The following is a 16,612-nucleotide window of genomic DNA, read 5'->3' on the forward strand; positions in this document are numbered from 1 at the left end:
CGTCTGGCTTTTTTTCGACTGAATAGTCCCTCAGATCTCCAGCGCCAGTTTTGTTCCCTGACCGATGGCGCGCCGTGCATCCAGCTCTACCGCGACGTCTGCGCCGCCGATAAGATGCACGGTTTTTCCAGCGTCCAGCAACGGCTGATACAGCGTGCGCTGCGGTTCCTGTCCGGCGCAGATAATAATGTTATCCACTTCCAGACACACCGGCTCGCCGTTCATGATGAGGTGCAAACCCGCGTCATCAATGCGTTCGTAACTGACGCCGCTTTGCATTTTTACGCCGCGCTGTAACAGGCTGGCACGGTGGATCCAGCCGGTAGTTTTGCCCAGCCCGGCACCCACTTTGGTGGATTTACGTTGCAGCAAAACGATATCGCGTGCGGCAGATTCCGGCTGCGCGCCTTGTGGCGCAAGGCCGCCCCGGTGCGTGAATGTCTGGTCAATGCCCCATTCATGGCTAAATGCGCTGCTATTGAGGCTCGATGACGGGCCGTTGTGGATAAGGTATTCGGCGGTATCAAAACCAATCCCGCCTGCGCCGATAATCGCCACCCGCTGGCCGACCGGTTTTTTATCGCGCAGGACGTCGAGATACGTCAGTACGCGCGGATGGTTGATCCCCGGAATGTCCGGCAGGCGCGGCGAAATCCCGCAGGCGAGGATCACTTCGTCATAGCCGTTCAGCTGGCTGGCATTGACGATTTCACCGAGGCGCAACGTCACGCCGAGCAGGGCAAGCTGGCGTGAGTAGTAGCGCAGCGTCTGATAAAACTCTTCTTTGCCGGGGATTTGTTTGGCGACGTTAAACTGCCCGCCGATTTCGGTATTGGCGTCAAACAGCGTGACATGATGCCCGCGGCTGGCGGCGGTTGTTGCAAAGGCCAGACCGGCCGGGCCCGAGCCGACCACGGCCAGGCGTTTGAAATGCTGTGCACGCACGACCGGCATTAATGTTTCGTGGCAGGCGCGTGGATTAACCAGGCAGGACGTTACTTCGCCGGCAAAAATCTGATCCAGACAGGCCTGATTGCAACCGATGCAGGTGTTGATTTCGTCCGCACGGCCTTGTGCGGCTTTCTCGACAAACGCCGGATCGGCGAGGAACGGGCGCGCCATCGACACCATATCCGCGCAGCCTTCGGCGAGAATTTTCTCCGCGACGTCAGGGTCGTTGATGCGGTTAGTGGTGATGAGCGGGATGCTGACTTTGCCCATGAGTTTTTGTGTCACCCAGCTGAATGCGCCGCGCGGCACCATCGTGGCGATGGTCGGAATGCGCGCCTCGTGCCAGCCGATGCCGGTATTGATAATGCTGGCACCGGCCTGTTCGATAAGCTGCGCCAGCATTTCGACTTCGTGCCAGTCCGAGCCTTCCTCAACCAAATCCAGCATCGATAAGCGGTAAATAATGATGAATTCCTCACCGCAAATCTGACGCACGCGGCGGACGGCTTCTGTCGCAAAACGCATTCTGTTTTCCACACTGCCACCCCAGCGGTCGGTGCGGTGATTGGTGCGCGCCGTCAGAAACTGATTAATCAGATAGCCTTCTGAACCCATGATTTCCACGCCGTCGTAACCCGATTCTTTCGCCAGACTGGCGCAACGGGCGAAATCTTCCAGCGTCGATTCAATTTCGTCTTCGCTCAGGGCATGTGGCGTAAAGCGGTTAATCGGCGCCTGAAGGGCGGAAGGCGCGACCGGATGCGGCTGATAGCTGTAACGTCCGGCATGCAAGATTTGCAGAGCAATTTTACCGCCCGCGTTGTGAACTGCCTGCGTCACCACGCGGTGATGCTGGATGTGTTCCTGCTCCGCCAGAACCGAACCGCCGTGATAAACGACGCCCTGCGCATTCGGCGAAATCCCGCCGGTAACAATCAGCCCGACGCCCGCCGCCGCGCGTTCGGCATAAAAGGCCGCCAGACGCTCCGGCCCGTCTTCCAGCTCTTCAAGTCCGGTGTGCATGGATCCCATCAGCACGCGGTTTTTCAACTGCGTAAAACCTAAATCCAGGGGCGCCAGCAGGTGCGGATAAAACGGCAACGCGCGTTCAGTCATGGAGTTCTCTTAAGTGGTCGGATGAGATAATCTCAATTTAGCGTCTGGCAGGAGAATTGGAAAGTTAGCACGCAATGATTGTGACTGGCGTCACTGTAGGGGATCCCTGAGCGTTAATTAACTATTACGCATATTATTAAGGGCGGTTCTTTAATTAGGATGTTTATTTACCGAAGAGGCAAGCATCAAGTAGTAGCAGATAAAATAATTATTTCTTTGTTTTTACACAATATTGATTATATGCAGGTTGTTTATTTTTAACATTTTTTTCCTGAATCGATACGGCTAGGATTATTTTTATAAAAGAATCTCGAATCGATTCAGTTCGGGTTAGAGCTGGACTAGGCTGGAGCTGCTTCACCCTAAAACTTCATTCCTAACCTGGATATATACTATGAATCTTATTGACCATACAGCCTGCCGCCCGTTTACAGAAGCCGGGCATTTGTCCCAGATTGCAGCCTATTATGAAGAAGGCCGTAATGTCATGTGGATGATGCTCAGGTCTTATCCACGTCCTTGTTTTAATCAGGAGCTCATTGAAGACATCATGACGCTGACCTACGCCGCGAAGGCGTCGGGGCTGCGTTTTGATTTTTGGGTGACAGGATCGCTTGTGCCCAATATGTACAATGTGGGCGGTGACCTGAGTTTCTTTGTTGAATCCATCATCAATAACAAACGTGAGGCCTTACGTTCGTATGCACGAGCTTGTGTTGACTGCGTACACGCGGCGGCGCGGGGGTTTGATGTCGGTGCAATCAGTTTGTCGATGATCGAAGGCACCGCACTGGGCGGCGGATTCGAAGCGGCGCTGGCGCACCATTACGTCCTTGCACAAAACACCGCGCGCATGGGGTTTCCCGAAATTGCGTTCAACCTGTTCCCGGGAATGGGCGGTTATTCTCTGGTATCACGTAAAGCCGGAATGAAACTGGCGGAAGAGCTGATTTCCACCGGTGAATCGCATACGGCGGAGTGGTTCGAGGCCCGCGGGCTGGTAGATGTGTTGTTCCAGCCTGGCGAAGCTTTCAATGCCACGCGTACTTTTATGGATGTCCTGCGACCTAAACTCAATGGGATCCGGGCGATGATCCGCGCGCGTCAGCGCGTGCTGCAGCTGTCCCGCTCAGAACTGATGGATATTACGGAAGATTGGGTGGACGCCGCATTTACGCTGGAGGAGAAGGATCTGAGTTATATGGAGCGTCTTGTGATGCTGCAAAACCGGCATACCGCATCACTGCGTAAAACCGGCTAGCAGCAGGCAGAAACAGCCCGTCACTGGCGCTATTTCTGTTTTGCTTTATGTTTAAAAACATTGGGTGAAGCAACTATTTTTTCCTCAAGCCAGTGCTCCAGCTCAATTGCGGGCATTGGCTTGGCGTAAAGAAAGCCCTGTTTGCTGTCCACTCCGATTTCGTCGACCAGTTTTTCTTCTTCTTTAGTTTCCACACCTTCTGCGACCACCGTCAGTTGCAGCGTTTTTGCGACCGCAACGATGGCCCGAACCAGCGCCTGTGAGACCGGGTTGTCATTAATTCCGCGAATAAAACTCTGATCAAGCTTGATACAGTCGAGGGGAATACGTGCCAGTTGCGACAGTGACGAATAACCAGTGCCGAAATCATCCAGATGCACCTGCGCACCCAGTTTGTGTAACTGATTAATCATGACGACGGCGGCACTTTCATCTTCTACCAGGCAACTTTCCGTCAGCTCGAAATCAAGCAAGCAGCCTTTCATTCCGGATTTTTTCATCGCATCGGACAGCGTGGTAATGAAGGAACCGTTATTGAGCTGTCGCCCGGAAAGGTTGACGGCAACGCGCAGATTCAGGCCTTTTTTCTGCCATTCCGTCGCCTGACGGGTCGCGGTTTCAATCACCCATTTTCCGATAGGCGTGATCAGGCCAGACTCTTCGGCATAAGGTATAAAGCTTTGCGGCTGGATCAGCCCGCGCTCCGGCGATTCCCAGCGCAGCAACGCTTCAACGCTTTGCACGGTGCCGTACAAAGACACTTTCGGCTGATAGTGCAAAACCAGCTGATCTTTCTCGGCCAGCGCTTTGCGTAAATGCGTATCCAGCCACATGTATTCCGCGGCTTTCTGGTTCATTTCCTGCGAGAAAACGCAGTGTGCGTTTTTACCTTTTTCTTTCGCCACATACATTGCAGTATCGGCGTTTTGTAACAGCGTATCGCCGTCTGTGCCGTGTTCCGGGCAAATTGCAATGCCGCCGGAACAGCCGGTGTAGACTTCGATCAGCCCGATGCGGAACGGTAAGCCCAGACGGCGCAGCACGCGCTGGCTCAGTGCTTCGAGCGTGTCGATCTCGGCATGCGTACTGAGAATAATGAATTCATCGCCGCCTAAACGCGCGAGCTTATCGTTGGGCGACAGGCAATCCTGAATGGCATCTGAAACCGCGCGCAGCAGGTGATCGCCAAACATGTGCCCGTAGGCGTCGTTAACCTTTTTGAAGTTATCCAGATCCAGATAAATCAGGCCGACTTTACTCTCGCCGCGTTCTTTCAGCGCTTTCGCCAGAGATTCCTGTAAGGCGTTACGGTTGGCAAAGCCGGTGACCAAATCAGTGTTGGCCAGAACGCGCAGCCGCTCCTGCGCCTTGCGTTCATCGGTTATGTCGGAGCCGGAGCAAATCAGATATTTTTGCTGTTTGCCGCTGCCGCTGTGAACAAATTTGTTGCGGAACAGGAACAGCCGCTGGCCTTTTACCGTGTTGATCCAGCGCTCGACTTCATAGGATTGCTGATGCTGAAAAAAGCCGTTGATGTTCTGGCGCGACGCCAGCCCTTCTTCCATTGACATAAACAGATCATAGGCGCTGCGCCCGATGACGTCTTCTTCGCGCAGGCCGGTATATTCTTCGCTTAAGCGGTTAAAACGATGGATTTTGCCTTCCTGATCGATAATTACGATGACCGAATTGGCCTCAGACACCACCTGCTCGGCGAACGTCAGGCCGACTTCCAGATCGTGCGCGACAGATTCCGTATCCTGATACGCCGAAGCTGTGCCGGCCCAGGCTTTGCTGTCGATTTTTCGCCCCACCAGATACAGGCGAACGGGGGATCCGAACAGCGTGATATCCAGTGTAAAACTTGAGGTGATCCCGGTCAGTTGTCTGATTTTCCCGGCCTGCCATTGCGTCAGGGAAATCGCGACGTTGACGATGCCTTTCTCAGCGGAGAGCTCCAATGCATTGCTGTCGGAACCCAACCGCCAGTAGGGGCGGGGTGTGCCGAAATGTAGGTACAAAATGGAGGCATCTTGAGAATCGACCATGAAATGTTTCTCCGCAAAGAACGCTATACGCCGCCAGTGTGGCGACAGGGCAACAGTCAGCACAGACGGAGCTTACTCTGTTCAGCACATTCGCAACGCTCCGCAACAAGCGGATAAAGGGCGAGAAGGCGTAACACATTGAATTTAAGGTTAGCAACTGTCGGTTAGATATCCAGTCGCAAGGCAGAAATTACTGCTCAGAGCGGGCGGGCGCCGTTACCGGTAACCCGCCTGTGAGAGACTCAATTTCAGACTGCACGCCGGGCTCCAAACTGAGCCCGGAAAATCATTTCAGCAGGAAGCTGCTTTGTTTCACATCCTGTGAATCTAAGCCTACGAATACGTTGAATTTTCCGGGTTCAGAGGCCCATTTCAACTTGTCGTTGAAGAAACGTAAATCCTTTTCATTGATAACAAATGTAACGGTTTTCTCTTCACCCGGCTGCAGCGTGATTTTTTCAAAATTCTTCAGCTCTTTGACCGGACGGCTGACCGAGGCCGCCACGTCCTGAAGATACAGCTGAACCACCGTTGCGCCGCTGACTTTACCGGTGTTTTTCACCGTTACGCTGGCGGTAAGCGGGTGTTTGGCATCCATGGTGGTGGAAGACAAACTCACGTCAGACACGCTGAAACGGGTGTAGCTCAGGCCATAGCCAAACGGGAACAGCGGGCCATTGGTGATATCAAAATAGCGGGTGGTGTATTTGTCCGGATGCTGCGGATTAAACGGACGGCCGGTATTCAGGAAGCTGTAATACAACGGAATCTGGCCGACAGCGCGCGGGAAGGTCATTGGCAGCTTACCGGACGGGTTGTAATCACCAAACAGAACGTCGGCAATAGCATGGCCGCCTTCGGTGCCACTGAACCAGGTTTCCAGCATCGCATCAGAGATTTCGTTTTCCCACGTCAGTGTCAGCGGACGGCCATTCATCAGCACGATAACCAGCGGTTTTCCGGTGGCTTTCAGCGCTTTCAGCAGGTCGCGCTGGCTTTGCGGGATATTCAGCTCAGAACGGCTGGACGCTTCGTGCGCCATGCCCTGAGCTTCACCGACCACGGCCACCACGACATCGGCTTTCTCAGCAGTTTTTACCGCTTCGTCGATCATGTCCTGTGGTTTTCTCGGGTCGTTGATCACCTGTTTTTCGTATGAATTGAGGAAATCGACCATCGCCTGATCGTCGGTGACATTGGCTCCGCGTGCGTACAGCACCGTGCCTTTATCGCCGAGCACGTCTTTCATACCCTGCAATACGGTGACGGCCTGAGCGGCTTTACCGGCGGCAGACCAGCTGCCCATCACGTCACGTTTGCTGTCAGCCAGCGCACCGACCACGGCGATGGTGCCTTTCTTCGCCAGCGGTAAGGTCTGGTTGTCATTTTTCAGCAGAACCAGAGAAGTGCGTGCGACTTCGCGCGCCTCGGTGCGGTGCAGGCGGGTTTCTGCATTGGTGTCAGCCGGGTCGCTCGAGGCCGGGCCTAAATGGCGGTACTCATCAACAAACAGACCCATGTCCCATTTGGCAGCCAGTACGTCACGTACCGCGCGATCAATATCCTGCTGGCTGACCAGTCCGTCGGAGAGTAATCCTTTGAGATACTTACCGTACAAGTTGTCGGCCATGTCCATATCCACGCCCGCTTTCAGCGCCATCGCGGCGGCCTGACGATCGTCTTCGGCCACGCCATGTTTCACCAGCCCGCCAATCGCGCCATGATCGCTGACGGTCAGGCCTTTAAACTGCCAGTCGTCGCGCAGAATGTCTTTCAGCAGCCAGATATTGGAGGTCGCGGGGATCCCGTTAACGCTGTTGAGCGCAACCATTACACCACCGGCACCAGCATCAATTGCGGCTTTGTAAGGCGGCATGTAATCGTTGAACATGCGGGTCAGGCTCATATCGACGGTGTTGTACTCACGGCCACCTTCAACCGCGCCGTACAACGCGTAGTGTTTCACGTTGGCCATGACTGCGTCGGGCGCAGACGGGTCTTTGCCCTGGAAGCCGGTGACCATTTCGTGCGCGAGGCGTGAGGTCAGATAGGTGTCTTCGCCAAAGCCTTCGGAAACACGGCCCCAGCGCGGATCACGGGTGATATCTACCATCGGCGCGAAGGTCATGTTCAGGCCATCGGCGGCAGTTTCCACGGCAGCGATATGTGCGCTGGTGAAGACGGCCTGCATATCCCAGCTGGCCGCGAGGCCGAGGCTTATCGGAAAAATCGTGCGCTGTCCATGGACAACGTCATACGCATAAAAAGGAGGAATTTTCAGGCGGCTGTTTTTAACTTCATCCTGCATACGGCGAATATCTGGCTTCGTGACTGTATTAAATACCCCGCCAACTTTACCAGCCTTGATGTCCGCCATGATGGCTTCTTTTTGATAATCCGGGCCAACGGTGACCAGATTCAGCTGACCAATTTTTTCATCAAGGGTCATTTTTTTCATCAGATCGGCAATGAACGCGTTGCGTTCTTTTACCTGATCCTGCGGGATACCCGTTGTTTCAACGGCGAGTGACGAGGCAGAGCTTACCAGTAACACTAACGCGCCAAGCACGTGATGCGTATTCATCGGAATTCCTTCAGCCATAAGCAGGGGTGCCAAAATAGTGAAAATTCAGCAGCCTGAAGCAAACAAAACAATGATCATTCTGGGAAAAGTATAGTGTGAGAATCTAATACGACCGTTCAACTATTAGCAATGAATAGTTTAGGGCGTTCGCACATTATCTTTTTATCCTTCGGGACAGTGCGCAATTTACAGGTAATCAGGCAGATAGGTACAAAAAGACAGTCGATGCATCCCGCAAATTTTCAAATTTAGGATTAGATGAGGGAACGGCGCGCAAATAAGCAACAAAATCGCGGCGGGGTGAAAGAAAAGTCGCAATAAAAGGGGCAGAACCGGAAGTTCTGCCCCTTAAAATCATCATGGCCGATAAGAGAATAAGATTAATAGTAGTAAGACATATCGGTCGGGGTTTTACTCATGACGTCGAAGAACACCTCTTTCGTCGTGGACCAGAACTGAGCAATCGCCACGGCGTTATAGCTCATTCCCATCAGGCTCATCACGAAGAAACAGGTGACGGTCAGGCCAATACCGCTGCAAACAAACGCCATGGTATTCCGGCTGGACTGGCGACAAACAATATTAAGCTGACTGGTGCAGAACATTAAAAAGGCGCTCAGCAGTTCCCAGCGCATCATGATAAATCCGGCAGTTAACGTACCCATCGATAAAAATCCTTACTCACTACAGCCGTTTGCACGAAGCCAGACCAGCCTGAAGGCTGTCACCGCGGGTTGGCAATGGGCTTTACTGAAGAAAATGGTGAAATTGAAAAGTGTGACAACGGTCACATTATATCACCGGATTTTCGTTGTGAGCAAAAAATGTTCGCCTGTAGTAATGCGAAATAGGCATAACACACCGCCAGAAATAGCCGGTATGTTATGAAAAAGAATGGTGAAAAGAGGGTATGACGTGATTTCAGGCGCCGTAGCCCATGACTTGCAGCAGATGCTGCGCCTGCTGAACGGCTTCCTGACGGTGGGCGACGCCCAGTTTTTGGTACAAATTGCGGATATGTGTTTTGATGGTGGTCGAGGCAACGTCCAGCTCGCCGGCAATCTGATCATTGCTGTAGCCGGAATAAATTAGCCCGAGCACCTGCCATTCACGCTGGGTCAGCGGGCTGGTGCGGATAAGCTCCGGCACCTGCGGATGGGTCAGCAATTTATTCACGAAGCCTTCGTCGAAGTGCGCAAATTTATGGCGATGGTGCTGATTAATTTCCCGCAGAATTTGCTGCGCGCGACGCTGTTCCAGCTCCGGCAGCAGATTGAGCTGTATCAGCTGACGCAACTGCTGCGCCATCATTTCCCCTTCAATCACGAAATGGCTGACAAACCCGGTGCGGTTCGCCAGTCCGAGCGCTTCAATTAACACGCGCTGCGCGTCACTTTTGCGGCCGGTCTGCCAGTAAAGCAGGTTACTCAGCAGCAGGTTACGGTTCAGATCGCTGGTCAGACGTAGCTGACGCGCGGTCTGATTCAGTTCGTCGAGCACCACTTCGGCTTCATCAAACTGTTCGAGCAAGATCTGCATGCGGGCAATATTGCGCCACTGTCCCTGCTGGAAATGGTTATCCGCCATGTCCGGTTTACGCGCCTGTTGCAGCCACTGCCGCGCCGCGGATTTATCCCCGATCATCTGCCAGTAAATGACCCGTGGCTTATCGGTATTGGTCATCCAGTCGATGTGGTACTGCCCGGTTTTGAGCAGACTTTCACAGCGTTGCAAATGGTGATGTGCATTGTCGAGCTGGCCGCGTGCCAGCGAGCATTTCGCCAGCATCGCCAGACACTGTAACTGTTGCTGTGGCTGGAAGTTAGTCAGCACGTCCAGCCCCTGACGCGCCGCGTCTTCGGCATCATCCAGACGGGACCACGACCACAACAATTGCGAACGCAGACGCAGTAAAAATTCATGCATCGGCAGCTGTTCAAGATGCTGTTCGCGCACCAGCTCAAAGGCGCGATCCTGCATTTCAAATGCGGCCTGTAAAAAGCCCTGAGCAATCAGAATTTCGCTCTGTTGCAGCAGCGCCCATAAGGCGTAGTGATAGGCCTCGTAGCGTCGCGCGATTTGCTCGGTTTGTTGCATCAGCGGCAGCGCACGGGTTAAATCGCCTTTGCAGTGCTGGATTTCACCGGTCACCGACGTGGCAACAATGCGGCTGTAATAGCTTTCATACGGAAGGAAACGCAGGGCGTCGGCGGCCAGTTTTTCAGCTTCATCCTGACGGCCATCATTGATCGCCACCTGCGCACGCAGGGCATCAAATTCTGCCGTCAGATCCTGTTCCATCACGATATTGCGTTGCTGCATTTCGCTTTCAGCACGCGCCAGCAGCGCTTCCACTTCGGCATAACGGTGCTGACTTTGTGCCAGCCAGGCCTGCAACAGCACCAGTTTTGGATTCTGAATCAGTCGGTCGTAAGGCAGCGCGGCGAGGCACTCTTCCAGCAACGCCAGTTCGCTCTGATTAAACAGCGCCCAGGCATGTTGCAGCAGAATGTCGCGCAGCATATCGGTGTCTTCTGCGCCCAGCGCATGATGAATCGCTTCGGCCGGGAAGCCCTGTGCCAGCCAGCCTTCAGCGGCGGCGCGGTGAATTTGTGGCAGCTCGGTCGCCAGTTCCCACTGACAGCGCTGACGCAAAAACGTGGCAAACAGCGGGTGGAAGTTAAACCATTCGCCGGTGTCATCCATACGGTGAATAAACAGCCCCTGACGCTCCAGCTCTTCCAGCCGTTGCTGACCGTTGTCGCCCCCGGTCAGACGCACAATCAGGGCATCATTCATCGAACGCAGCAACGAACAGCGCAGCAGAAAATCACGGGTTGGCACATCAACGCGATCCAGCACTTCGTCCACCAGATACTCTGATAAATGGCTGGCGTTCAGACCGGCCAGTTTGCGCGCGGATTGCTGCGTCGATTGTTGCGAAGAGGTGGTCGACTGGCGCGCCGAAAGTGCAATCAGCTGCAAGGCCGTGGCCCAGCCTGCGACGTCATCGCACAGGCGACTGCTGTCGGCCTGATCAATCGGATCTTTAAGACGGTTGTCGAAAAACTGCTGAGTTTCCGGATGCGTAAACGCCAGGTGTGAGGCGTTGAGTTCGAGCAGTTGCTCGCGCACGCGCATATTGGCGATGCCCAGCGGCGGCAGGGTACGCGAAAGCACAACCAGCGAAATATTTTCCGGCTGATGGCGCAGAAAGAAACGCATCCCTTCGTGGATGGCGTCGTTGGAAATGAGGTGATAATCGTCGATCACCAGCAAAAGCGGACGGTGCCAGTCGGAAAGCTCAACAAACACCTGAGCAAACAGCGCGGACAAACTCGCGTACTGATGCTTCTGGCTCAGCGCCTCACTTTTGACGCAATGACCGCCGCAGGCGTGCTGCACGGCGGCAATCAGATAGCTGGCAAAACGCTCGGGCTGATTATCGCTTTCATCCAGAGAGTACCAGCCGAGATCGCTTTTTCCCGCGGCCCAGTGCGCCACCAGCGTCGTTTTTCCATAGCCTGCCGGGCTGGCGACCAGGGTCAGACGGTAATTTGGCGCAGTCGCCAGCTTTGTCAGCAGACGATCGCGAACCACTGTATTTTGCTGCCGCACCGGGCGGCTCAATTTCGAAGGGATCAGCATTTTTTACGATTCTTTTGACGGTGAACAGAGGGGAGATCTTTATTTCACAGCGTGTAATTAATCACTTTTTCTAAAGTCCTCCTTTGAAACATTGATTGCAAGAATGTTACGTTTTTACATGTCGTTAAGTTGCTCTGCATCACACTTCTTAATACAAATTTTCAGCCCTTCCCTCTGAGCGCCCGTCTCATCCGGCTACGCCCCGTTTCTCCTCCCTGCCTAATCTTTAGCGGGATGATGCTGCTCTTCGGGAGAAGCTTCAGCATAGTGATTATCGACCCAAAACTTTTCCCACAAATTCCCGGATAAAGAGGCATGTGATGCAGGTGACTTTGGATAAGACGCAGTTTTTAGCCGCGCTAAAACGCCAGTGGCAGGGATTCGGTTTACAGCAGGCGCAGGACATGACGCCACATCAGTGGTGGCAGGCCACCAGCGGTGCGCTGTCAGAACAACTCAGCGCACAACCCGCGCCGGCAGCCACAAAGCATCCGCAGCGGCACGTCAATTACATCTCGATGGAGTTTCTGATCGGGCGTCTGACCGCGAACAACCTGATCAACCTCGGCTGGTACGAGACGGTGCAACAGGCGCTGAAAGAGCAGGGCGTTGAACTGGCGGATGTGCTGGAACAGGAAACCGATCCGGCGCTGGGCAACGGCGGCCTGGGGCGTCTGGCGGCCTGTTTCCTCGATTCGATGGCGACCGTCGGGCAACCGGCGACCGGCTACGGCCTGAACTACCAGTATGGCTTATTCCGTCAGTCATTCAGCGAAGGCCAGCAGCAGGAAGCGCCGGATAACTGGCACCGTGAAAGCTACCCGTGGTTTACCCACAACAGCGCGTTGTCCGTGGACGTTCAGTTTGGCGGCAAGCTGGTGAAAAATGAGCAGGGTACCGAGCAATGGCACCCGGCGTTTTCCCTGCGCGGCGAAGCCTGGGATTTGCCGGTGGTTGGCTATAAGAATGGCGTCACGCAGCCGCTGCGTTTGTGGCAGGCGACCGACGTGCATCCGTTTGACCTGACCCTATTTAACGACGGTGAATTCCTTAAAGCGGAACAGAAAGGCATCGATGCCGCTAAACTGACCAAAGTGCTGTATCCGAATGACAACCACGACGCGGGTAAGCGCCTGCGCCTGATGCAACAGTATTTCCAGTGCGCGTGCTCGGTGGCCGATATTCTGCGCCGCCACCATTTCCTGGGCCGCAAAATTCAGGATCTGCCTAAGTTCGAAGTGATTCAGCTAAACGACACACATCCGACGATCGCAATCCCTGAACTGCTGCGCATTTTGCTGGATGAACATCAGCTGGACTGGGACGCCGCATGGGCGATCACCAGCCAGACGTTCGCTTACACCAACCACACGCTGATGCCGGAAGCGCTGGAATGCTGGGATGAAAAACTGGTTCGCAGCCTGTTGCCTCGCCACTTCTCGCTGATCAAAACCATTAACGCGCGCTTTAAAAAAGTGGTCGAAAAACAGTGGCCGGGCGACAAAGCGGTATGGGAAAAACTTTCAGTTCATCAGAACAAACAGGTGCGCATGGCGAATCTGTGCGTGGTGAGCGGCTTTGCGGTGAACGGCGTTGCAGCGCTGCATTCCGAGCTGGTGGTCAAAGACCTGTTCCCGGAATATCACCAACTGTGGCCGAACAAATTCCACAACGTGACCAACGGCATCACGCCGCGCCGCTGGGTAAAACAGTGTAATCCGGCGCTGTCGGCGCTTATCGATGACACCCTGAAAACTGAATGGGTCAACAATCTGGACGCGCTGAAAGGGCTGGAAAGCTCCTCTGACGATGCGGCATTCTGCCAGCGTTATCAGCAAATTAAGCGCGAAAACAAGGTGCGTCTGGCGGATTACGTCAAACACACGATGGGCCTGACGCTGAACCCGGACGCGATTTTCGACGTGCAGATCAAGCGTCTGCACGAGTACAAACGCCAGCATCTGAACCTGCTGCACATTCTTTCGCTATACCGCCAACTGCGTGATAACCCGGAAATGGATAGGGTGCCTCGTGTGTTCCTGTTCGGCGCGAAAGCAGCACCGGGTTATTACCTGGCGAAAAACATTATCTACGCCATCAATCAGGTGGCTGAAAAAGTGAATAACGATCCGCTGGTGCGTGACCGCATCAAAGTGGTGTTTATCCCGGATTACCGCGTGTCGGTGGCGGAGCTGATGATCCCTGCGGCAGACGTTTCTGAGCAGATTTCTACTGCCGGGAAAGAAGCTTCCGGCACCGGCAACATGAAGCTGGCGCTGAATGGCGCAATGACCGTTGGCACGCTCGACGGCGCAAACGTCGAGATTGCGGAACAGGTCGGCGAAGAGAATATTTTCATCTTCGGCAATACCGTCGATCAGGTGAAAGCATTGCAGGCCAAAGGCTACGATCCACTTAAAATCCGTAAGAAAGATAAGCATCTGGATAAAATTCTTAAAGAGCTGGAAAGCGGCTTCTTCAGCAACGGCGATAAACAGGCGTTCAGCCTGATGCTCGACAGCCTGCTCGGTGGCGGTGACCCGTATCTGGTGCTGGCGGACTTCGCGGATTACTGCGCGGCACAGCAAAAAGTCGATGCCCTGTACCGCGATCAGGACGCGTGGACGCGCAAAACTATTCTCAATACTGCCCGCGTCGGGATGTTCAGTTCCGACCGATCGATTCGCGATTATCAGCAGCGGATCTGGCAGGCGAAACGTTAAGGAGCCCGCATGGAGAACAAAGTACTGGAGCAGGCCGCCAGGGAGGCGGGTATTTCCTCTGGTTTCATTAATGCACATGGCAAGCAGCAGGCTATCGCGCCGGAAACCAAGCGCGAACTGTTGTCGGCCATGGGCTGGAAGGCCGGGCATCGTCTGGCAGTCACACCGGTTCCGCCGGTCAAAGTCTTTGTCTCCGGCAGCCGTCTGGCGCTGCCGGTCAGCGGAGAAGGTGAATTCGGCTGGACGTTGCGGCTGGAAAGCGGCGCAACGCAACAGGGGCGGATCAGCGGCAAAATGACGCTGGCGCTGCCGGGGAAAATTCCCGCCGGTTATCACCAGCTGACGCTGACGCAGGACGCACAGCAGTGGGATTGCCGGGTGATTGTCGCCCCGAAACGCTGCTACGAACCGGACGCCTTGCTGGCCGGTAAAAAACTGTGGGGCGCCTGCGTGCAGCTTTATACACTGCGCTCGGAAAACAACTGGGGCATCGGCGATTTCGGTGATCTCAACCTGATGCTGGAAAACGTCGCGCAGCGCGGCGGCGCTTTTGTCGGGCTTAATCCGATTCATGCGCTGTATCCGGCAAACCCGGTGGCGGCCAGCCCGTACAGCCCGTCTTCGCGCCGCTGGCTGAACGTCATTTATATCGACGTCGGCGCCGTAGAGGATTTTAAGCAGAGTCCGGAAGCCCAAATCTGGTGGAGCCAGCCGCTGACGCAGCAGCGTTTGCAGGCCGTTCGCGCCAGTGAATGGGTGGATTACGCGGAAGTCATGCCGCTGAAACTCGAAGGTTTACGGCTGGCGTATACGCATTTTCGTGGTCGCAAAACGCAGGATCCGCAGGTGAAATCGCTGGCCAGTTTCGTGAAACAGGGCGGCGAAAGCCTGTATTTGCAGGCGGCGTTTGATGCGCTGTATGAACATCTGGCGAAAGAAACGGATGTCGCGCTTGGCTGGAACCGCTGGCCGGAAAAATATCACGATGCCCGTGGCCCGGCTGTTCGTGCATTCTGCGAGCAACACGCTGAAGATGTGGAGTTTTATCTGTGGCTGCAATGGCTGGCGGAAATCCAGTTCGAAAACTGTTATCGCACCAGCCAGCAGCAGGACATGCCGATGGGGTTATACCGCGATTTAGCGGTGGGCGTCGTCGAAGGCGGTTCTGAAACCTGGGGCGACGGCGAGCTGTATTGCCTGAAAGCCTCGGTCGGCGCGCCGCCGGACATTCTCGGACCGCTTGGCCAGAACTGGGATCTGCGCCCGATGGATCCGCATGTGATGGTGAAGCGCGGCTATCAGCCGTTTATCGATTTGCTGCGTTCGAACATGACCAGTTGCGGCGCATTGCGTATCGATCATGTGATGACGCTGCTGCGTTTGTGGTGGATACCGGCCGGAGAAACGGCGGATAAAGGCGCGTATGTACAATATCCGGTGGACGATCTGCTGGCGATTCTGGCGCTGGAAAGCCAGCGTCACCGTTGCATGGTTATCGGCGAAGATCTGGGCACCGTGCCGGTGGAGATCGTCAGCAAGCTGCGCGAAGGCGGTGTGTATTCCTACAAAGTGCTGTATTTCGAGCGCGATGAGGAAAACAACTTCCGTGCGCCGCAGTCGTACCCGGTTCAGGCGATGGCAACCATTACCACGCACGATCTGCCGACGCTACGCGGTTACTGGCAAAGCGACGACCTGGCGCTCGGTAAAACGCTCGGGCTGTACCGTGACGACGACGTTTTACAGGAACTCTACGCCGACCGCGCGCGTGCGCGTCAGGGGCTGCTCGACGGGTTGCATCATTACGACTGCATCCCGAAGAAAACCGGACACAAAGCTGCATTAATGGAAATGACGCCGGTGCTCAACCGCGGCTTGCAACGCTATGTCGCCGACAGCGCCTGTGCATTACTCGGCCTGCAACCGGAAGACTGGCTCGACATGGACGCGCCGGTCAACGTACCCGGCACCAGCGATGAATACCCGAACTGGCGCCGTAAACTTTCCTGCACTCTTGAAGAAATGTTTGCCGACGAGCAGGTGAATAAACTCATCAAAGACCTCGATAAGCGACGCCGGAAAGTGTCGGTGAGCTGAAAACAACGAAAGCGAGAAAAGGGTTTCTGCCGGTACGGGGGAACCCTTTTTTGTGTTTTGAACCTTATTTATCAGGCCTGCCTGAAATCTCCGCTTATCTCAGTGAAAACCCTGCATTTCCCTTATCAAAAAGAGATTAAAGAAATAAAAAATGAAATTGATTAATAAATAACAGGCTCTGCAA

Annotated in this window: 8 protein-coding genes; 3 read left to right on the plus strand and 5 right to left on the minus strand. The window is 54.6% G+C overall.

The genetic code is table 11. The features are described from left to right. Positions 1–30: 30 nt before the first annotated feature. Positions 31–2,067, minus strand: a complete 2,037-nt coding sequence (locus ACLBVC_RS08535) for an oxidoreductase (protein WP_410149249.1) — start codon at positions 2,065–2,067, stop codon at positions 31–33. A gap of 394 nt (positions 2,068–2,461) precedes the next feature. Between ACLBVC_RS08535 and ACLBVC_RS08540 the strand changes: the two genes are divergently transcribed. Continuing rightward, positions 2,462–3,328 carry a crotonase/enoyl-CoA hydratase family protein gene (locus ACLBVC_RS08540; protein WP_410149250.1) on the plus strand — a complete coding sequence of 289 codons (867 nt, stop codon included), beginning with the start codon at positions 2,462–2,464 and terminating at the stop codon, positions 3,326–3,328. 29 nt (positions 3,329–3,357) lie between these two features. Here the strand turns inward: ACLBVC_RS08540 and pdeR are convergent, their stop codons facing one another. The 4 genes from pdeR to malT all read right to left on the minus strand — a co-directional run bounded on the left by pdeR (position 3,358) and on the right by malT (position 11,608). Continuing rightward, the gene (gene pdeR, locus ACLBVC_RS08545) at positions 3,358–5,376 is read right to left on the minus strand and encodes a cyclic di-GMP phosphodiesterase (protein ID WP_410149251.1); all 2,019 of its coding nucleotides are present in this window, start codon (positions 5,374–5,376) and stop codon (positions 3,358–3,360) included. A gap of 286 nt (positions 5,377–5,662) precedes the next feature. Beyond that, positions 5,663–7,960 (minus strand): beta-glucosidase BglX, encoded by a 2,298-nt coding sequence (bglX, locus tag ACLBVC_RS08550; RefSeq protein ID WP_410149252.1) that lies wholly within the window; start codon positions 7,958–7,960, stop codon positions 5,663–5,665. 380 nt (positions 7,961–8,340) lie between these two features. After that, the gene (locus ACLBVC_RS08555) at positions 8,341–8,625 is read right to left on the minus strand and encodes a YjcB family protein (protein ID WP_152325242.1); all 285 of its coding nucleotides are present in this window, start codon (positions 8,623–8,625) and stop codon (positions 8,341–8,343) included. 256 nt (positions 8,626–8,881) lie between these two features. After that, on the minus strand, positions 8,882–11,608 hold the full coding sequence (gene malT / locus ACLBVC_RS08560; protein ID WP_410149253.1) for an HTH-type transcriptional regulator MalT: 2,727 nt from the start codon (positions 11,606–11,608) through the stop codon (positions 8,882–8,884). A 320-nt stretch (positions 11,609–11,928) separates the two neighbouring features. On the opposite strand from malT, the gene malP reads away from it, so the two are divergent. Both malP and malQ read left to right on the plus strand, forming a co-directional pair. Beyond that, positions 11,929–14,331, plus strand: coding sequence for a maltodextrin phosphorylase (gene malP / locus ACLBVC_RS08565; RefSeq protein WP_410149254.1), 2,403 nt, complete (start codon positions 11,929–11,931; stop codon positions 14,329–14,331). Positions 14,332–14,340: 9 nt separating this feature from the next. Further along, a complete protein-coding gene (malQ, locus tag ACLBVC_RS08570; RefSeq protein WP_410149255.1) occupies positions 14,341–16,428 on the plus strand; it encodes a 4-alpha-glucanotransferase in 2,088 nt (695 codons plus the stop codon). The last annotated feature ends 184 nt before the right edge of the window (positions 16,429–16,612 follow it).

Origin of the sequence: Rahnella selenatireducens (genome assembly GCF_046449555.1) — a bacterium.
Lineage (GTDB): Bacteria > Pseudomonadota > Gammaproteobacteria > Enterobacterales > Enterobacteriaceae > Rahnella > Rahnella selenatireducens.